Consider the following 18,748-nt stretch of genomic DNA (forward strand, 5'->3'; position numbering starts at 1 on the left):
ATGCCTCTGTCCAACGCTACCCCGTCCGCCGGGGATCACCGCACGCGCTTGACCGCGCTGGCCAGCACATTCCTTGCTTCGTGGAGGCCCGGTCGGCCCCTCGCGATCCGCGAAACCGATTCCACCGTGTCGTCGGCCGTGACGCTGTAGCGCGCCTGCAGCCAGGACGACTTCCGTGCGGGGAACCGGTCGCTGGTGAAGACCGTCCGGTAGCCCGCCGCCTTGAGACGGCGCAGCGCCGACCGGTCGTACCGGCCGAGTGGGAACGCCGCTTCGGAGATCTTCGCTCCGCTCGCTCCTTCGAGAGCGCTCCGGGCGTCGATGAACTCGCGCTTCGCATCCGCGCTGGTCAGGCCCCGCCAGGGGATGTGACTCCATCCGTGGGACCCGATCGACATCCCCTCGGCCCGCAAGGCCCGCAGGTCGGCCGCATCCAGGCTCGCCGGGTCGTCGAGCCGACCCGCCAGCACGAAGAACGTGGCCGTGAGTCCGCGCTCGCGCAGCGCGGGAAGGGCGATCTCGGCGTCGGAGCGGTTGCCGTCGTCGAAGCTCAGCGCGACATCGGCGCGGCCCGCGACGGCGTCGAGCACGCCGAGGAAGACGTCCTCCTTCATCCAATACCGCGCCTCGCCGGGCTCCCGCTCGCGCTCGCACACACCGAGGCCGTGGAAGCAGACATTCACCATCATCCGGTCGAGCCTATGAGATCCGGGGTCCTCTGGCGCGTGCTCTCATCGCGGCCCCACGCGTCGGCCGTGTGAGGAGCGCGCCGCGCGCGGAGAGCGGCCGTCACGGTGATCACCAGGTAGGGAACGGCGGCGAAGACCAGGTGCGGGTTCGGCAGGATCACGTCGCGGAGCCACGCCCACTTGTCTGACGGACGGATCGCGACCGCGACCTCACCGCTCGCGGATGCCGAGCGCATCTCGGCGTTGCCGCGGCGCACGCGCACGAGCCGGTTCACGAGCGCCTTCGTCGTGCGTGGTGCCTCGACGACGACCTCCACCGAGGTCGCCTCTGCCTTCTCGGCAGCCGAGAACTGCGAGTCGAGGAAGAGGTCATCGGCGATCATTGCCGGGAACCGATCGAAGCGCCGCCGGCCGCTCTCCGACACGGCGATCATCCCGCGGCCGAAGAGTCCGTCGCGGAACACGGGCAGACGCTCGTTGATCGCGAAGTAGGCCCTGACGGCGAGGGGGCGTCCCGAGGTGTCCACACGGCGCCGGGGGACCGCCGCCAGCGCGCCCTGGTCGAGCAGTCGTTCCAGGGCGGCCACACCCCCTTCGGGGACTCGGATGTCGGCGTCGAGGTACACCCGGGGGTAACCGGTCGCCAGCTCGTCGGCGGCGTTCAGCGCGCCCGGCTTCCCCGGCTCGGGCCGGTCGATCACGGCCGCGCGGTGCTCGCGTGCCACCTCGACCGTACGATCGGTGCATCCGTTGGCGCTCACGATGATCTCCGCGTCCGTGCGGAGGCCGTTGCGAATCGCGTCCAGACATGACCCGATCACAGGCTCTTCATTGTGCGCTGCGATGATGATGCTCAGCATGTGTTGGCCCCCAGAGCCGTTGTCGTGACCTACCCCAGTCGGTCTGTTCGCTTGTCGTCGTGTGCGATCTGCACACTTTCCCCAGGGATCCGCGGCCACGCCCCCTTGGGGGAAGGGCACCGTCTCGGGTGGCCGCCAGTGCGCACTGGCGGGGTTCGACGGATGGGTGGCCGCGGATCCGGCTCATGTCGGCCGACGACGCCGTTGTCGTCGACCGAGCGCTGTGCGGGCCATCAGTACGCCCCCGTGGGGGCGATCATCACCTTGGCCGTGCGCCACATGATCATGAGATCGCTCGTGATGGACCAGTTCTCGACATACCGGAGGTCCAGCCGCACGCTCTCCTCCCACGAGAGGTCGCTGCGCCCGCTCACCTGCCAGAGCCCCGTGATGCCGGGCTTGATGAAGAGGCGGCGGTAGACCTTTCCCTCGTACTCGCGCACCTCCTTCGGCAGCGGCGGGCGCGGTCCGACGACGCTCATGTCGCCGATCAGCACGTTCCAGAACTGCGGGAGCTCGTCGATCGAGTACTTCCGCAGGATGGCGCCGATCCGCGTGATGCGCGGGTCGTTCTTCATCTTGAACAGCACACCGTTGCCGTCGCTCTGCGCCTCCAGCTCAGCGAGTCGCTCCTCGGCGTCGGCGCGCATCGTGCGGAACTTCAGGATGCCGAACTCCTGGCCGTCGCGGCCGATCCGCGTCTGACGGAAGAACACCGGACCGCCGTCGTCGAGCTTGATGAGCAGTGCGATCACCGGCATGACGATGAGCGAGAACGGGATCATCACCAGGGATGAGAACGCGACGTCGACTGCTCGCTTCAGGGCGTGCTTGCCGCCCTCGAACTCCGGGATCTTCACGTGGATGAGGGGCAGCCCGTCGACGGGACGCAGCGAGATGCGCGGGCCCGCGACGTCGGCGACGCGGCTCGAGATGATCAGCTCGGACGCCGTGCCCTCGAGCTCCCAGCTCAGGCGCTTGATGAAGTCGGGGTCGTCCTCTGGCCGGGTGGCCACGATGATCGTGTCGGCCTCGAGCGTGCGGGCGTGCATCGCGACGGAACTCATGGTCCCGACGACGTCGTGGACGCGGCCGTCGATCACGATCGGCTCGTCGCTCTGGTCCGATGGCGCGGCGCCGATGGTGACGTAGCCCGATCCGCGCTCGTCGAGTGTGCGCAGCACGTACTCGATGTCGTCGCGGCTGCCGGTGACGATCGCCCGCGACGCGTAGTGGCCGTACCGGCGCTGACCAAGCAGCCACTTGCGCCACAGCCAGCGTCCGACGAGGAGCGCGAAGAGTCCGGCGGGCAGCGCGGCGATGAGCTGCAGCCGCACCCCCTGCCACTGGAAGAGTACGAAGATCATCGCGATGACGCCGAAGGCGAACCCGGTGGCGTGGATCACGCGCTTGTACTCGGTGGCGCCGGAGCCGCTGATCGATGCAGCGCGACTCTGCACGAGCGCGAGGCAGAGCAGCCACACCACCGTCGTCAGCACAGCGACCCGCCCCACCGCGAACGCGCCGGTCGACCACACCGACGTGTCGATCAGGGCGGTGAGGGCGGTCGCGCTGATGACGACGACCGCATCGGTGGCCTGCAGACGGCGTGCGTAGCGGTGCTCCCAGAGGCGCCGCCGCTCGATCGCGGGCTCCGTCCGCGGCACCAGCGTCGTGAGCGGCTTCGTGGCGGTCGCGCGTGGGGTGAGGATCGGCGGGAACGCAGGTGCGTCCAGCCCGGTCACGGTACGTGCGCCGGCGTCGATGGCCGTCATCGTGCAACCCCCAGGCACGATGAGCGCACGGCATATGGATATGCCATTGCGATATTCCCCAGTTTTTTGCGGTGGCCGGGTAACCAGCCGCGTTATCCCCAGTGCGCCCACCGGATCCCCATCCAGTGCCGACATCGGATCCCAAACCCGATGTCATAGGAGAGCCCGAAAGCTCCCACGCAGTTGTCACAATACAGCGGGCGCATCGACTTAGGAAGCGCGATTGCTCAAGCTTCGCTGTGTTTCAGATCGTCCTGCTGTTGACAGAGGAGCCTGTGTCATCTCGTGTGATACACGATCACTGACGGATGCTGCGGCCCGCAGCATCCGTCACCCCCACGCGATCACCCGATGAGGTTGATCAGCGCGTCCAGTCCCATGCCGTAGTTGATGCGCACGGTGGGCAGTGCGAGCTTGTCGGTGCCGATCGTGACGTAGCCGGGCTCGATGGTGCGGGCCATCTCCCAGCCCGCCTGGCGCAGGCCCTCTTTCGCGGTGTCGTTGTAGTGCCCGAACGGGTAGGCCATGATCTCCTTGGCCCCGAGCACGCCGTACGACGCCTCCATGTCGGCCACGATCTCGGGCACCGAGAGGTTCGTGATGAGCCCGTCGCCGTTCGCGCCCGCGCGATGCATGTCGTGCGTGTGCGAGCGTCGCAGGACGTAGGGGTTCGGCGGCGGATCCTGCCGGTAGGCCGTGATCATGAACGAGGTCGTGAGCACCTTGTAGGTGGAGACAACGGGAGCCGCGAGGTCGAACCAGGTCTGGTCGGCGTCGTCGTCGGTGACGATCACCGAGTGGTTCGGCAGGAAGAGGCGTCCGTCGATGAAGGCCGACAGCTCATCCCACGTGGGCAGGTAGAAGCCTGTCGTCGCGATGTGGTTCATATGCGCGTCGAAGTCGCCGATGTAGGCGTAGTTGCCGCGCAGCCAGCCGCTCTCACCGCCGGGGTCGGCGGTGAACTGGTGGTACATGAGGATCGGGATGCGGGCGTTCTCGGCCGCATTCTGGTCGGGGCTCATCCACGCACCGTGCAGTGTCACGCGCTGGTCGGTGCAGACGACGGGTTCCGAGCCGTTCACGCGTCCAGGGATCGCGAACGCCGCGGCATCCGACGGCGTCGCGTACCAGCCGGCGAACACGAGTCCGTCGCGCGAAGGGATCGGCAAGCCTGCGTACAGCGCGCCCTGCGTCTGCAGCATGGGTGCGTCGGCGATCCCGTCGCCCATGAAGCTCACCGCGCACGCCGCAGGGTCGGTGGTGGAAGCGAGCAGCTGCTCTTCGGGTGTCAGTGGCGTCGGGGTGGGAGTGGGCGTCGGCGTCGCCGATCCGGTGGCGGTGGGCGCGGCATCCGTCTCCTGGTCGTGGGCGCCCGCGCGTGCGAAGCCGATCGCCGCGACCGAGCCGCCGATCACGGCGAGCAGGACGACAGCGCCCGCGATGCCCGCGAACAGGCGTCGGCGACGCACCCGCTCCGACGGCCGTCGGGCGGGAGGTGTGCCGAAGGTGGCCATACGACTCCCCGCGTCCGGACCGCGCATCCCCACGTGCGATCTCTGAAGCGGATGCTACCCGGATGCCGCGGCCCAGTGCCCGACCGCGGTGCGGGTTGTGGATGATCCGCGTCGCCTGTCGGCGTCGGTGTCGGTACGCTCGTGTCCCATGCTGCCCGCGGACTGGATCGAGCACCGCCGCGCCGACGGCGAGATCCTGGGATGGATGCTCCCCTCCGGCGACGGCTTCCGCGTCTTCGACCTGCTCGGCCGCGAGCGCACGCCCGAAGGCGTGGGCGGCGTCGAGTGGCTCGCTGCCGAGGTGCTGCTCGAGCAGCTCGGCATCGGCTATCTCGCCGACCAGTGGACCCTCCGCCTCGCGGACGGCACCGAGCGACCGGTGCGGATCGCCGAGGCGAGCGCCCGCGGCGTCACCGTCGTCGCGGACGAGTACGGTGCGGCGTCCGCTGTCGGCGCCGATCCTGAGCGCTTCCGGCTGCCGTTCCCGGTGACGTCGGAGCTCGCCCCGCGCTGAGCGCGCGCGGTCGCTACCCTGACAGGTATGACGACGCTCGTGCTCACCCTTGTCGGAGGCGATCGAGCCGGTCTCGTGGCGGCCGTCGCCGATGTGGTCGATCGGCACGGCGGCAACTGGGAGAACAGCCAGCTCGCCGAGCTGTCGGGCGTCTTCGCCGGCGTCGTCGAGGTCTCCGTGGCGGCGGCGCGCGCGGACGAGCTCCGCGAGTCCCTGTCTGTGCTCGACGGGCTGCTCTCCGTCACCGTCAGCACAGGGGTCGAGCCTTCCCCGGAGGAGGCCGCGATGCGTCCGCTCACCCTGCAGCTGATCGGCAACGACCATCCGGGCATCGTCCGGGAGATGACGACGGTGCTGCGCTCCCACGACATCAGCATCGACCGGATGACCACCGAGACGCGTGAGGCGGCGATGTACGGCGGCCGGCTGTTCGAGGCGACGGTGACGGCCCGGATCCCGGCATCCGTCGATCTCGCCGCCCTCACCCGGGAGCTCGAGCGGCTCGCGTCCGAGATTCAGGTCGACGTCACCTTCGAGTCCTGAGTGCGCGGCGGTCAGGCGAGGTCGCGCAGCCGGGCCGCGAGGCCGGTGCCATCGCCCGCCCGCCGCTCATAGCCGACCGCGATGATGAGCAGCACCGCGCCCACCACCGACAGCGTGATCCACCACGGCATCGCTTCGATGCCGCGGCCGATCTGCACCATGAACGCCAGCACGTTCTCGACAGGCAGCACGACGATCCCGATGAGGAACGGCGCGGCGAGACGCCGGGTGGCGCCCACCAGGATCGCGACCAGTGCGATCGCCATCACGAGAATCGCGCGCCACGTGCGAGGGTCGGTGTAGGTCGCCGCGACGGACGCGCTCAGCATCGTGATCAGACCGGGCGCCAGGAGAGGCCACGACCCCGTCCAGCCGGCGGGCCACGCCTGGAGCGACCTCGCGCGCGCGAACGGTGCGGGCCTTCGCAGCGCGAGCGCCCCCGCCGCGAGGAGGAAGAGCCCGAGCGGCAGCGAGAACCACTCGACGCGCAAGTCGCGAGGACTCCACGCGACCACCGCGGTCGTGAACGACACCGCGAACAGGAACCACACCGGGGGCAGCGCGGTCGGCGCCCGAAGGCCGCGTGCGGCCACCCCCACCTTGAGCGTGAGCAGCGCCAGCAGCAGCGCCCACATCGTCCAGATGACGGACCAGTCCCGCTCGATCGCCGGCCAGGTCGCGATGCCGAGGATCAGCACGGCGGGGGCGCCGAGCCAGCGCGTATGGGCGATCAGCGTCTCCGGTGTCGCCCCGCGGTGCAGGGAACGCGCGGCGCTCGCCGCTGCCCCGCCGCCGACGAGCCCGAACACGAGCGCCGCGACGATCAGCGGATCCGTGGGCGCGGCATCCAGCCCCGTACCCCACCGCACGCCCTGCACCGCAGCGGCCGCGGCTGCGACGATCGCGACGGCGAGCGTCGGCGCGCGCAGCACCCGCAGGCGGCGCACACGCGGCGCGGACGCGCGAGACACGACGACGGATGCTGCCACCAGCGCCCACGCCGCGCCCACGAGCGCGTACGCCCGGGCGGGGAAGCCGGCGTCGATCGCGAGCGCGGGCGTCGCGGCATCCGTGCCGTCCAGCGCGAGTGCGATCAGCACGGGGATCACTGCGACGGCGAGCCCGACCGTATAGAGGCCTGCCGCGGGGCGCCCGCGGGCGGTCAGCCACGCCGCCACGACGGCGACCCCGAGCGCAGGCGGCAGCAGATACGGCTCGAGGCCGGTGACGCCCACGAGGCCCCACGCGCTCCACAAGGCGCCCGTGAACGCCGCGCCGGCGAGAGGCCACGCGTAGTGACGCGGTGAGAAGAGTGCGGTCGCGACGAACCCGATGCCCAGGATCACGAGCACGAGCAGCGTGGTGGGCAGCCCCGCCGACGTGCGAACCAATGAGAGTCCGACGGCGATCACCGCCGTGAGGAGAGCGGATGCCTCGACCGCGAGCCCTGCGGCCCGCACGTGCGCCGCCGGCAGGCGTCGCGAGAGCGCGGCGGCGAGGAGGTCCGCCGACGCCAGCACGCCGGCGACGATCGCCGCGATGACGGGGAGCACGATCGGCGAGCCGCTCATCGGCAGCAGCTGCGCGCCGAGGCACACCGCGACCACCGCGAGGGCGGGCACCAGGGTCGCCGCGGCGAGTGTGCGCACGACGATGCCGAGCCCCGGCCGCGTCGTCGTGACGAGTGTCAGGGCGAGGCAGAAGATCACCGCTGTCGACAGGGCGGTCCAGCCGCTGCGCTCGAACACCACCTGCAGCACGCCGATGGCGAAGGGCACGGCCGTCACGACGAGCACGGCGTACCACTCGCGCGACGGGACCCGGCGGGCGAACGTGACCGCGATGGCCACCGCGCCGGCGGCGCAGGTCGTGAGGCAGACCACCACGAGCGGATCCGCCCCCGCACGGGCGAGCGCCGTCGCGACCATGACCAGCGCGTAGGCGAACCCGACTCCCACGTGCACGAACCGGGCTGCGCGCGGCACCGTGAGCGCCAGCACGCCGAGGGTGGCGACGACGGCCGCGCCCGCCCACACCGTGAGGTCGTCGTCGCGCCACGACAGCACCGCGGCGAACGCGACGGCCGCGTGCGCACCCACCACGAGCGGCATGCGGACGGCGGCCGGGGCATCCCGCAGCCGCGTCGTCGACACGGTGCCCGCGATGACCGCGGCGACGAGCCCGAGCGCGATGCGCGCCCACACCCCGAGGTCCGCCAGCGCGAGCACCGTGAGGAACGCGAGCACCGCGTACCATGCGCCGAGGAATCCGAGCCACCGGGTCCCGATCGCCGACGGCCGCCACGGCTCGACCGTTCCGGCGTCGGGGATCCGGGGCGCATCGGGTGCGTTCGGGGCGTACGGCGCGCGCCCAGAAGGCGCGGCGTCCGCCCCGAACCTGTGGGCAGGGGGGACGGATGCCTCGTCCCGGGTCGCAGCCGTCACCGCGACGCCGTGCGGGGTCGTGATGGCCGCGAACGACGCGAGCGACAGGGCCAGGGCCGCCAGCCCTGCTGTGAGCCCGAGCCCGGTCGCCGACACAAGGACGGTTCTCGGGCTGGCGATGACGCCCCCCAGCGTCAGGAAAGCGGTGAGCGTCGGGATCACGGCGACGGCCGCGACGACCGCGACGGCTCCGGCGAAGAATGCACCGCGCGCGATCATGCGATGCAGTGGGCTGAGCGCGCCCGCGACGACGAGCCCCAGGCCTGCGGCGACGGGGAACGCCGCGAGCCAGTAGCCTCCCGTCGCCGAGGCGAGCGGCAGCACCGCCGCGGAGGCGACGATCGCCCCACCGGCGAGACCGCTCCACAGCGCTCCCGCGAGGTGCCGGGCGGATGCTGCGGCCAGGCCGGCGATCGTGACCAGGGTCGCACTCGCGAGGTACGCGGGGGAGACGCCGGTGGAGGCATCCGCTGCCCACACCGTCACGAGCGCCGCAGCGGCGAAGCCGAATTGGACGACGGTGAGGGTCACGACCTCCGCCGTGAGCGGGCGGGCGAAGCCGGCCGACCCGCGGGACGCGAAGGCGACCAGGGCGCTCGCCGCGGCGGCGGAGGCCAGGCAGCCGGCTGTCGCCGCGAGCGCCGAGGGGGTCGCGAGGCCGAGCATCAGCGGGACGAAGGCCAGAGCCACGAGACCGCTCCAGAGCCACGCGCGAATGCCGGCGCGTGGGCCGAGTACCGCGAGGGCGCCGCCGGCGACGAGCGTCGACAGCGCGGTGAAGACCCATCCGTCCAGGCCGGGTGGAAGCAGCGCGAGCGCCGTCGCGATGGTGAGGGCGAGGAAGACCACGCCGAGAGCGCCGATCGCCTCAGCGGAGAAGCGCAGGCCGCGGCGCGCGAGGAGCGCCGATCCGCCGAGGAACGCCGCGGCGATGCCGCCGACGATCGCGGCCCGCGGCAGCGGGTCTGCGAGGTCGGGGTTGAAGAACGTGAACACCACCGCCGCCACCGCGACGAGCCCTGCTCCCGCGACCGCGAGCACCGACTGCACGGTCGCGGAGGGGCCGGGGCGTGAAGCGCCTGCGACGGCCGGAGGCGGCGCGGCCACCGGTGCGGATGGCGCGGCGGACGGGGCAGGGGCCTCCAGAGCGGCCGCGATCGGCGCGATCGGCACCCGGTCGAGGACCGCCTGGCGCACGCGGAGCGCATCCACGGCGTCCTGCGACGCCGCCCACAGATCGCGGCCGATCGCGCCGCGGAAGTCCGCGCCGCATGCCGGGCACCGCCGCTCGGCGACGATGCCCGAGCCGCACACCGGGCAGCGCGCGACGTCGAGCAGCTCCGCGATCGCCGTGGAGCTCCACGCCGGCGTCGCCCTGCCACTCGCCGTCGCTGCTGTCATGCCTCGCCCTCCGCCGCGGTGATCGCCGCCGGGTGGTCGTCGGGCACCCATTCGAGGATGTCGCCGGGCTGGCAGTCGAGCACCCGGCAGATCGCGTCGAGCGTCGTGAACCGCACCGCCTTCGCCCTGCCGTTCTTCAGCACGGAGACATTGGCGGGGGTGATCTCGATCGCGGCGGCGAAGTCGGTGACCGACATCTTCTTCTTCGCCAGCTGCACGTCGAGGTTGATGATGATCGGCATCACACCACCTCCGAGAGGTCGTGCTCGAGCTGCGAGGCTTTGCGCAGGAGGCTCCGCAGCACCACGATCAGCAGCGACAGGCCGGCGCCGACCACGACGCCGAGCAGCAGGAGCAGGGTGATGGACGGCGTCATGAATCCGGTGAGGCTCAGTGCGATGAGCGCCACGAGCACCAGGAACGTCGCGAACGCGACCGCCGCCAGACTGACATCGACGTCGGGGAACGCGCTCTCACTGAAGATGCTGTCTTCGCGCACCAGCGACAGCAGCCGCCACACGCACACGAGCACCACCTGCACGCATAGCAGGAAGAGGATGCCGACGATGGTGCCTGGGATCTCGAAATAGGCGATCTCGGAGTAGCGGACCGCCGACTGCGCGGCGACGGCCGGAACCACGAATACCTGGCAGCACAGCAGCAGCACGAGCAGTGCCGCGATGAGGACTTTCAGGACGACGATCGTGGTGCGTTGCATGCGAGCCTGCCTATCGATAAACGGTACGTAGCTATCGAGAAACAATAGCCGCAGCATCCGTCCACACCGCAAGTGGTGGTTGCTGACGATTCGCTGGCAACGCGGGAACGGTAGCCCGCGAGCGACGCGCCGGGTAGCCTGCCGACGCATGGGGTCGCTCATCTACTTCAACTCCGCCTCGCTCGACGGCTACATCGCGGGTCCGGACGGCCGATGGACGTGGGCCACGCCGGACGCGGAGATCCACTCGTTCGTGAACCGGCTGCTGGCTCCGGCACGCACTCACCTCTACGGCCGCAAGGTGTACGACGTGATGAAGGTGTGGGACGACATCCCGCTCGACGACCTGCCGCCCGCCGAGCGCGAGTTCGCTCTGCAGTGGCGCGACGTCGACAAGATCGTGTACTCGCGCCGCCTGGGCGCGGTCACCACCCGGCGCACCGAGCTGCGCTCCACGTTCGACGCCGACGAGGCGCGGCGACTGAAGGATGCCTCGGCCGCCACACTCGCGATCGGCGGCGGTCAGCTGGCCTCGGTGGCGGCGCGAGCCGGCCTCCTCGACGCGGTGCACGTCGTCTTCTGCCCCGTCGTCGTCGGCGGCGGCATCCGCTTCCTCGACGAAGGACTGCGGCTCGACCTGGAGCTGACCGACGAGCGTCGCTTCGAGAACGGCTTCGTGTATCTCGGGTACCGCGTGCGGCAGGGCTAACGAAGAAACCCCCTCCATGTAGAAGCTAGGAGAGGGTTTCAGTGGCTCCGACCGGCATCGATCCGGTGACCTTTCGATTTTCAGTCGAACGCTCTACCAACTGAGCTACAGAGCCGCGCGGCATCTCTTATACAAGACCTGCCGCGTCCTAGACGAAAGGCCCTCTTCGAAAAAAGGGCCCGTCGCTCGGAGCGACCCTGACGGGACTTGAACCCGCGACCTCCGCCGTGACAGGGCGGCACGCTAACCAACTGCGCTACAGGGCCATGCTTATTGAATTGTGGAGTGACCCCAACGGGATTCGAACCCGTGCTACCGCCGTGAAAGGGCGGCGTCCTAGGCCGCTAAACGATGGGGCCGGGTGAACCTTTGGGGCTCACTGCCGAGGACCAAGCATACGTAACTCCTCGCGAAAACGCGAATCGAGCGCGCGTCGCCCTTGTACAACGGGTCCTGAGGGCGCACACTGACCGGGTGACCGCTTCCCGAGGCGGCAACAGCCGTGCACCCCTGGGGGTTGCGCATGTTACTGATGTTGCTAGTGTGAAACGAGTTGACGCCGCGAGGGAGGGATCCGGTGCAGCCCGAAAACGTCACTGACCAGGCCGTGTCCGACGACACCTCCGTGGACTGCGGGTGCGCGCCGTCTGCTCGCGAGCAGCGGCGGCTCTGGCCATCGATGAACCGGCGCACCGCGCTCGGGCTCGGAATCCTGGGCGTCGCGGCGATCGGCGCAGTCGGCGGAACGCTCGGGCCGCTGGTCGCCCCCGCTTTCGCAGCCGACTACCCCTCGTGGGACGACGTCGTCGCGGCGAAGAACAATGAGGCCGCCAAGGCCGCCGAGGTCACGAAGATCCAGCAGCTGATCGCCGGGCTCGAGGCTGATGTCGCCGCCAAGCAGCAGGTCGCGCAGCAGCTGGCCGATGAGTTCTACGTCGCGCAGCAGGCGTACTTCGACGCCGCCTTGCGGGCCGACCAGTTGCAGCAGCAGGCGGACGAGCAGGCCGCGGCTGCGACGGATGCGGCCAACAAAGCAGGCCGCGTGGCTGCCCAGCTCTACCGCAACGGCGGCGACGACACGTCGATGGAATTGTTCTTCGCGGGCTCTGCCGCCGGCGCAGACGACCTGCTGGCGCGCCTGGGCACGATGGACAAGCTCGTCCAGCGCAACCAGGACGTGTACGCCCAGGCCGTCACCGCGCGCGACTCGGCCCAGAGCCTCAGCGATCAGGCCGCCGTCCAGCGCGCCGAGCGCGACCGGCTGCAGAAGATCGCCGAAGAGAAGATGGTCGCAGCGCAGAAGGCCGCCGACGAGGCGCAGGCCGCCCTCGACGCGCAGAACGCCAAGCGCGGCGAACTCGAGGCGCAGCTCGCCGCACTCCAGGACGCGACCGCCACGACCGTCGCACAGTACGAAGAAGGCGAGCGTGTCCGCAAGGAGCAGGAACGCCTGCGCCGCGAAGAAGAGGCACGTCGCGCCAAAGAGGAAGCCGACCGCCTCGCCCAGCAGAACCAGGGCGGAGGCGGCGGCGGTGGTGGCGGTGGCGGAGGCGGCGGGGCCGTCGTGGGCTCGGGCTGGGCCCGTCCGTCATCCGGCTGGCGCAGCTCCGGCTACGGCCCGCGCACCGTGCAGTGCGGCAACAGCTACTGCTCCAGCGGCTTCCACTACGGTGTCGACCTCGCCGCAGGGTGCGGATCCGCCATCTACGCCGCGTCGGCGGGGCGCGTCGTCTACGCCGGGTGGAACGGCGGCTACGGCAACTACATCAAGATCGACCACGGTGGCGGCATCGGCTCGGGCTACGGCCACATCCGCACGGGCGGCATCTTCGTCGGTGTCGGGCAGTGGGTCAGCGCCGGGCAGCTCATCGCGAGCGAGGGCAACACCGGCAACTCGTTCGGCTGCCACGTGCATTTCGAGACGTACGTCAACGGCTCCCCGGTCAACCCGATCTACTTCATGGCCGATCGCGGCATCTCGGTCTGACCGGCATACACACCTCGAACGACGAAGAGCGGATGCCGAGGCATCCGCTCTTCGCATGAAGACAGCCGTCAGAGCGTGTTCGGCGCGACGCCCTCACCCTGGGTCGCGGTCTGGCCCTCGTGCTGGGCGAAGCGCGCGAACGCCTCGTCGACCAGGCGCTCGGCCTCGGCGGCGTCCGCCCACTCGTCGACCTTGACCCACTTGTTGGGCTCGAGGTCCTTGTAGTGCTCGAAGAAGTGCGCGATCTCCTTCTGGAGGAACTCCGGGATGTCGGCGACGTCCTGGATGTGCGCCCAGCGCGGGTCCTTGGCGAGCACCGCGACGACCTTGTCGTCGCCACCGGCCTCGTCGCTCATCTTGAGCACGCCGACGGGGCGGACGCTCGCGAGGATGCCGGGCGCCAGGTCGACGTCGAGGATCACGAGCACGTCGAGCGGGTCGCCGTCCTCGCCGAGGGTGTTCTCGAAGAACCCGTAGTTGGTCGGGTAGCCCATGGGCGTGTAGAGGATGCGGTCGAGGAAGACGCGGCCGGTGCCGTGGTCGACCTCGTACTTCACGCGGCTGCCGCGCGGGATCTCGATGACGGCGTCGTACGCGCCCATAGTGGTGCTCCTTCGAAGACTGTGGATTGCCGCGACCAGCCTAGTTCGGGCGCCCATCGGGCACTAACTCAGGATCGTCGGCGCGCACAGGCGCGACACGCCGCGGCGAGGCGTGACCGCGAGGCTCCGATCCTGAGAACGGTACGGCGTCCCCGGTACGGTGGGCGGGTGGAGGAGCGCAGACCCGGACTCGACCCCGCCGTCGCCGAGGTGCGGCTCGCCGTGCGCCGCGCCCTCGCCGGCCTCCGACCCGGTGCGACCGTGCTCGTCGCGCTGTCGGGTGGTGCGGACTCCCTCGCGCTCGCCGCCGCGACGGCCTTCGAGGCGCCGAAGCCGGGGCTGCGGGCCGTCGCGCTCACCGTCGACCACGGCCTGCAGGACGGATCGACGGATGCTGCCGCCGCCGCAGCCGCGAAGGCCGAGGCGCTCGGGCTCGAGGCCCGCGTGGCGCGCGTCGAGGTCACGGGAGCAGGCGGTCCCGAGGCGGCGGCGCGCGAGGCGCGCTACCGCGCCCTCGCCGAAGGTGCCAGGGCGATCGGAGCGGCCGCGATCCTCACCGGCCACACGCTCGACGACCAGGCGGAGACGGTGCTGCTCGGCCTCGCCCGCGGCGCGGGTGCCACCAGCCTGCAGGGCATGGCCGAGGCATCCGTCCTCGAGGGCATCGCGCTCCTGCGCCCGCTGCTGGGTGTGCGCCGCGTCACGACCCGCGCCGCGTGCGCGGCCGAGGCGCTCGAGCCCTGGGACGATCCCCACAACGCCGACCCGCGGTTCGCGCGTGTGCGCGTGCGCGAGACGGTGCTGCCGGTGCTCGAGTCCGAACTCGGCCCGGGGATCGCCGAGGCGCTCGCCCGTACCGCAGCGCAGCTGCGCGAGGACTCCGAGGCGTTCGACGAGATGATCGACGAGACGATCGAGGACATCGTCGAGCACGCCGAGGCCGGCATCTCGGTGTCGGCGGCCGCGCTCGCCGCCAACCCGGCGGCGCTTCGGAACCGCATCATCCGGCACGTCGTGGCCAGTGAGTTCCACGAGAGCCTCTCGCGGACGCAGACGCTCGAGGTGGCGCGCCTCGTGACGGACTGGTCGGGTCAGGGCCCGATCGATCTGCCAGGTTGCCGCGCCCGCCGTCTCGGCGGGCGCGTCGAGTTCACCGCGCGCTGATGGTGCCCCTCTAGACTCGTCGCATGCGCGCGGCCGACGTTTCCAGCGACATCACCGAAGTCCTCGTCACCGAGGAGGAGATCCGAGCCAAGCTCGACGAGATCGCGGCGCGGGTCGCCGAGGACTACGCCGACGAAGACCTGCTGCTGGTCGGGGTGCTCAAGGGCGCGATCATGGTCATGGCCGACTTCTCGCGCGCGCTCAAGAAGCACGTGACGATGGACTGGATGGCCGTCTCGTCATACGGCGCCGGCACCAAGTCCAGCGGTGTCGTGCAGATCCGCAAGGACCTCGACACCGACATCCTCGGCAAGCACGTGCTCATCGTCGAGGACATCATCGACTCGGGTCTGACCCTCAGCTGGCTGCTGGAGAACTTCGCGGCCCGTGGTGCGGCATCCGTCGAGGTCTTCGCGCTGCTGCGCAAGCCCGAGGCCGCCAAGGTCGAGGTGCACTGCCGGTACGTCGGCTTCGACATCCCGACGGAGTTCGTCGTCGGCTACGGCCTGGACTACGCGGAGAAGTACCGCAACCTGCGGGACGTCGCCGTGCTCGCGCCGCACGTCTACAGCTGACGGCACCGCTCAGCCCCCGAGCATCTCCACAAGAGCGGGCGGTGCCGCGTACGTCGCGATGTGGTCGACGATGAGCCGACGGCATCCGTCCAGCTCCACCGTGATCGGAGCCTTCCCCTCCTCGTCCGCGTCGAGCACGACCAGGGAACCGGGGATGTCGTCGCAGGCCTCCGGCAGCGGCTGAGCGGATGCTGCGGCCCCGAGCACTGCGCGCGTCTCGGCGGCGTCGAGCTGACGGCTGCCGGTGAACCACGCCGTGCCCTCCGCATCGACGGTGACCCAGGTCGTCGACCCGGGCGCGGGCGTCGCCGAGGGGTTCGCGGCGTCGTCGGTGGAGTAGGCGCAGAGGCGGAGCGTCTCGACCTCGCCGGGTGCGGGCGTGCGCGGAGGCGCCCACGGAATGGTCTGGATCCCCGTCGACGACGGCGCGGGGGCGGGTGCGTCGAGGGTGCCCTCCCATTCCTCGAGTTCCTCCGGCGCGGCGATCTGCAGCGGCCGGGCCGACCAGGTCGGCGCGCACCCGGACTCGAGCGCTGCGCGCGGCTGCGTGAGCGTGCGCTGCTCTTCGTCGGTCTGCACGACGGCGAGCTCGGCCAGCGCGTCGCCGATGAGGTCGAGCTTCGGCTGGCTGCAGCCGTCGGCCGGATAGCGGACGCGGATGCCTCGGCCCGCAGCATCCGTCAGCCAGATCTGCGGCGCGATGATCGCGATCGCCGCGCACGGTCCCGGAGAGCGCGCGTCGTCGGGCTCGGCCTGCGCACGCAGGAGCGCCGTGAGATCGCCTTCGAGCCGCTCACGGAGGATGACGGACCAGATGCCCTCGTCGTCCTCGACGGTCTGGAAGGGCACGCAGCGGACCGCGGCGACCGGCTGGAAGTGATCGGGCATGGGCCCGGCTCGACCGGGGTCGCCGCCCAAGGGGTCCGTGCTCGCGCAGGCGATCTCGGCCACGATCTCGGAGGGCGTCAGTGACTGCGGACCGGATGCGCAGCCGGTCAGGGCGACGGCCGCCGCAGCGAGGACGATGAGCGAGGGGCGGATGCGGGGCACGGGGTCCTCCTCGTCGTGGGCTCGTGCGGCGCTTCGCCCCCACGCTATCGGGCGGGCTGTGATTACGCCCGGGGCGAATGCACAGACGGCGCCTAGGAATCGCGCGATACCCTGATTCAACCGTCGACGGGGGTTTTCCGTCCGCGGCGGCACGTCGACGAAAGGGGTCGGGCTCGCGCCCGTGCCATGGACTTCAAGAAGATCACCCGCAACCCTCTCTTCTACGTCCTGCTGATCGGGGTCTTCCTCATCGTGGGTTTCTCGCTCATCTCGAGCCTGGGCGGGGCGAAGCAGATCTCCACGCAGGAGGGTCTCGAGCTGCTCTCGGGCGACACGGTCACCGAGGTCGTCAACACCGACGGCGACCAGCGGGTCGACATGAAGCTCTCGAAGGAGTACGAGGGCGCCAGCGACGTGCAGTTCTATTACGTCTCAGCACGCGCTGACGAGGTCGTCACCGCGATCAACGACGCGAACCCCAAGGACGGCTTCAACGACGCCGTCCCGCGTGCCACGTGGTTCGACGGCTTCATCTCCCTCCTCCTGCCGATCCTGCTGCTCGGCCTGCTCTTCTGGTTCCTGCTGTCCAGCGCCCAGGGCGGCGGCAGCAAGGTGATGCAGTTCGGCAAGTCGCGCGCGAAGCTCGTGACGAAGGAGATGCCGCAGGTCACCTTCCAGGACGTCGCGGGCTCCGACGAGGCGATCGAAGAGCTCGAAGAGATCAAGGACTTCCTCAAGGACCCGTCCAAGTTCCAGGCGGTCGGCGCCCGCATCCCGAAGGGCGTGCTGCTGTACGGCCCTCCCGGAACCGGCAAGACGCTGCTCGCCCGCGCGGTGGCGGGTGAGGCAGGCGTGCCGTTCTACTCGATCTCGGGTTCGGACTTCGTCGAGATGTTCGTCGGCGTCGGCGCGAGCCGGGTGCGCGACCTCTTCAACAACGCCAAGGACAACGCGCCGGCCATCATCTTCATCGACGAGATCGACGCCGTGGGCCGCCACCGTGGCGCCGGGATGGGCGGCGGACACGACGAGCGCGAGCAGACGCTCAACCAGATGCTCGTCGAGATGGACGGGTTCGACCCCAAGGCGAACGTCATCGTGATCGCGGCGACGAACCGCCCCGACATCCTCGACCCCGCGCTGCTGCGTCCCGGCCGCTTCGACCGTCAGATCGGCGTCGACGCCCCCGACCTCAAGGGCCGCACGAAGATCCTCGAAGTGCACGGCCGTGGCAAGCCGCTCGCCGACGGCGTCGACCTCGAGGTCGTCGCCCGCAAGACGCCCGGCTTCACCGGTGCCGACCTGGCCAACGTGCTGAACGAGGCCGCGCTGCTGACCGCCCGCTCGAACGCGCAGCTGATCGACAACCGCGCCCTCGACGAGGCCATCGACCGCGTGATCGCAGGCCCGCAGCGCCGCACGCGCGTCATGAAGGACAAGGAGAAGCTCATCACGGCCTACCACGAGGGCGGTCACGCGCTCGCGGCGGCGGCGATGAACCACACCGACCCCGTCACGAAGGTCACGATCCTCCCGCGCGGCAAGGCCCTCGGATACACGATGGTGCTGCCGCTGGACGACAAGTACTCCGTCACGCGCAACGAGCTGCAGGACCAGCTCACGTACGCGATGGGTGGCCGCGTCGCGGAGGAGATCGTCTTCCACGACCCGACCACCGGCGCCTCGAACGACATCGAGAAGGCGACGAACATCGCCCGCAAGATGGTCACCGAGTACGGAATGACCGGCGACATCGGCCCGGTCAAGCTCGGTCAGTCGTCGGGTGAGGTCTTCATGGGCCGCGACATGGGGCATGGCCGCGAATTCTCGGAGCGCGTCGCGGAGCGGGTCGACGTCCAGGTGCGCGACCTCATCGAGCAGGCGCACAACGAGGCGTACGAGGTCATCAACGCCAACCGCGATGTGCTCGACAAGCTCGCGCTCGAGCTCCTCGAGAAGGAGACGCTCGATCACCTCGAGCTCGCCGAGATCTTCAAGGACGTCAAGCGCCTCCCCCCGCGTCCGCAGTGGCTGTCGAGCGAGCAGCGCCCGGTCTCGGAGCTGCCGCCCGTCGAGGTTCCGCAGCGCCGCGACGAGGCCGGTCTCGCCGCGAGTGTCGAGGCCGACGAACTGCCGGCCGCCGAGAAGGCGACGAAGCGCCGCCCCACCGGACAGGCGCGCCCGGCGACCGCGTAGGCTCGGC

Annotated in this window: 16 protein-coding genes and 3 tRNA genes; 7 read left to right on the forward strand and 12 right to left on the reverse strand. The window is 70.4% G+C overall.

Features of this window, described 5'->3' with window-relative positions; genetic code table 11:
• Positions 1–35: 35 nt before the first annotated feature.
• From J2Y46_RS20225 to J2Y46_RS20240, 4 genes are all read right to left on the reverse strand, one after another.
• Entirely contained in the window at positions 36–689 is a 654-nt protein-coding gene (locus J2Y46_RS20225) for a polysaccharide deacetylase family protein (RefSeq protein WP_310244927.1), read from the reverse strand.
• Positions 686–1,549: a glycosyltransferase gene (locus J2Y46_RS20230; protein ID WP_310244929.1), complete on the reverse strand. Its 864-nt coding sequence runs from the start codon at positions 1,547–1,549 to the stop codon at positions 686–688. Before J2Y46_RS20230 ends, J2Y46_RS20225 begins: the two co-directional genes overlap by 4 nt.
• Positions 1,550–1,782: 233 nt before the next feature.
• Positions 1,783–3,324 carry a sugar transferase gene (locus tag J2Y46_RS20235; RefSeq protein WP_045297593.1) on the reverse strand — a complete coding sequence of 514 codons (1,542 nt, stop codon included), beginning with the start codon at positions 3,322–3,324 and terminating at the stop codon, positions 1,783–1,785.
• Between the two features lie 344 nt (positions 3,325–3,668).
• A complete protein-coding gene (locus tag J2Y46_RS20240; RefSeq protein WP_310244931.1) occupies positions 3,669–4,838 on the reverse strand; it encodes a polysaccharide deacetylase family protein in 1,170 nt (389 codons plus the stop codon).
• Positions 4,839–4,986: 148 nt separating this feature from the next.
• Here J2Y46_RS20240 and J2Y46_RS20245 point away from each other — a divergent pair, with 148 nt between their 5' ends.
• Together J2Y46_RS20245 and J2Y46_RS20250 are read left to right on the forward strand one after the other, a co-directional pair.
• A complete protein-coding gene (locus J2Y46_RS20245; RefSeq protein ID WP_045297591.1) occupies positions 4,987–5,352 on the forward strand; it encodes a hypothetical protein in 366 nt (121 codons plus the stop codon).
• 27 nt (positions 5,353–5,379) lie between these two features.
• Entirely contained in the window at positions 5,380–5,895 is a 516-nt protein-coding gene (locus J2Y46_RS20250) for a glycine cleavage system protein R (RefSeq protein ID WP_045297590.1), read from the forward strand.
• A gap of 11 nt (positions 5,896–5,906) precedes the next feature.
• Here the strand turns inward: J2Y46_RS20250 and J2Y46_RS20255 are convergent, their stop codons facing one another.
• From J2Y46_RS20255 to J2Y46_RS20265, 3 genes are read right to left on the reverse strand one after another with little or no spacing between them, the layout of a single operon-like run.
• Positions 5,907–9,740 (reverse strand): SCO7613 C-terminal domain-containing membrane protein, encoded by a 3,834-nt coding sequence (locus J2Y46_RS20255; protein ID WP_310244933.1) that lies wholly within the window; start codon positions 9,738–9,740, stop codon positions 5,907–5,909.
• Positions 9,737–9,982: a helix-turn-helix transcriptional regulator gene (locus J2Y46_RS20260; protein WP_310244935.1), complete on the reverse strand. Its 246-nt coding sequence runs from the start codon at positions 9,980–9,982 to the stop codon at positions 9,737–9,739. The genes J2Y46_RS20255 and J2Y46_RS20260 overlap by 4 nt, the downstream gene beginning before the upstream one ends.
• Entirely contained in the window at positions 9,982–10,458 is a 477-nt protein-coding gene (locus J2Y46_RS20265) for a DUF2975 domain-containing protein (protein WP_045297586.1), read from the reverse strand. The genes J2Y46_RS20260 and J2Y46_RS20265 overlap by 1 nt, the downstream gene beginning before the upstream one ends.
• 148 nt (positions 10,459–10,606) lie before the next feature.
• Here J2Y46_RS20265 and J2Y46_RS20270 point away from each other — a divergent pair, with 148 nt between their 5' ends.
• A complete protein-coding gene (locus J2Y46_RS20270; RefSeq protein WP_310244936.1) occupies positions 10,607–11,167 on the forward strand; it encodes a dihydrofolate reductase family protein in 561 nt (186 codons plus the stop codon).
• 42 nt (positions 11,168–11,209) lie between these two features.
• Here J2Y46_RS20270 and J2Y46_RS20275 read toward each other — a convergent pair.
• From J2Y46_RS20275 to J2Y46_RS20285, 3 genes are all read right to left on the reverse strand, one after another.
• Positions 11,210–11,282 (reverse strand) — tRNA-Phe (locus J2Y46_RS20275).
• Positions 11,283–11,359: 77 nt separating this feature from the next.
• Positions 11,360–11,433, reverse strand: a tRNA-Asp gene (locus tag J2Y46_RS20280).
• 20 nt (positions 11,434–11,453) lie between these two features.
• Positions 11,454–11,526, reverse strand: a tRNA-Glu gene (locus J2Y46_RS20285).
• A 320-nt stretch (positions 11,527–11,846) separates the two neighbouring features.
• On the opposite strand from J2Y46_RS20285, the gene J2Y46_RS20290 reads away from it, so the two are divergent.
• Entirely contained in the window at positions 11,847–13,154 is a 1,308-nt protein-coding gene (locus J2Y46_RS20290; protein ID WP_245619483.1) for a M23 family metallopeptidase, read from the forward strand.
• Positions 13,155–13,222: 68 nt separating this feature from the next.
• Here the strand turns inward: J2Y46_RS20290 and ppa are convergent, their stop codons facing one another.
• Positions 13,223–13,756 carry an inorganic diphosphatase gene (gene ppa / locus J2Y46_RS20295; RefSeq protein ID WP_045296419.1) on the reverse strand — a complete coding sequence of 178 codons (534 nt, stop codon included), beginning with the start codon at positions 13,754–13,756 and terminating at the stop codon, positions 13,223–13,225.
• 168 nt (positions 13,757–13,924) lie between these two features.
• Between ppa and tilS the strand changes: the two genes are divergently transcribed.
• Together tilS and hpt are read left to right on the forward strand one after the other, a co-directional pair.
• Entirely contained in the window at positions 13,925–14,920 is a 996-nt protein-coding gene (tilS, locus tag J2Y46_RS20300) for a tRNA lysidine(34) synthetase TilS (RefSeq protein WP_310244938.1), read from the forward strand.
• A gap of 23 nt (positions 14,921–14,943) precedes the next feature.
• Entirely contained in the window at positions 14,944–15,495 is a 552-nt protein-coding gene (gene hpt / locus J2Y46_RS20305) for a hypoxanthine phosphoribosyltransferase (protein WP_045296423.1), read from the forward strand.
• A 9-nt stretch (positions 15,496–15,504) separates the two neighbouring features.
• Here the strand turns inward: hpt and J2Y46_RS20310 are convergent, their stop codons facing one another.
• Positions 15,505–16,545, reverse strand: coding sequence for a hypothetical protein (locus J2Y46_RS20310; protein WP_310244939.1), 1,041 nt, complete (start codon positions 16,543–16,545; stop codon positions 15,505–15,507).
• Positions 16,546–16,731: 186 nt separating this feature from the next.
• Between J2Y46_RS20310 and ftsH the strand changes: the two genes are divergently transcribed.
• On the forward strand, positions 16,732–18,741 hold the full coding sequence (ftsH, locus tag J2Y46_RS20315; protein WP_045296427.1) for an ATP-dependent zinc metalloprotease FtsH: 2,010 nt from the start codon (positions 16,732–16,734) through the stop codon (positions 18,739–18,741).
• Positions 18,742–18,748 lie beyond the last annotated feature (7 nt).

Origin of the sequence: Microbacterium sp. BE35 (assembly GCF_031457705.1) — a bacterium.
Taxonomy (GTDB): domain Bacteria; phylum Actinomycetota; class Actinomycetes; order Actinomycetales; family Microbacteriaceae; genus Microbacterium; species Microbacterium trichothecenolyticum.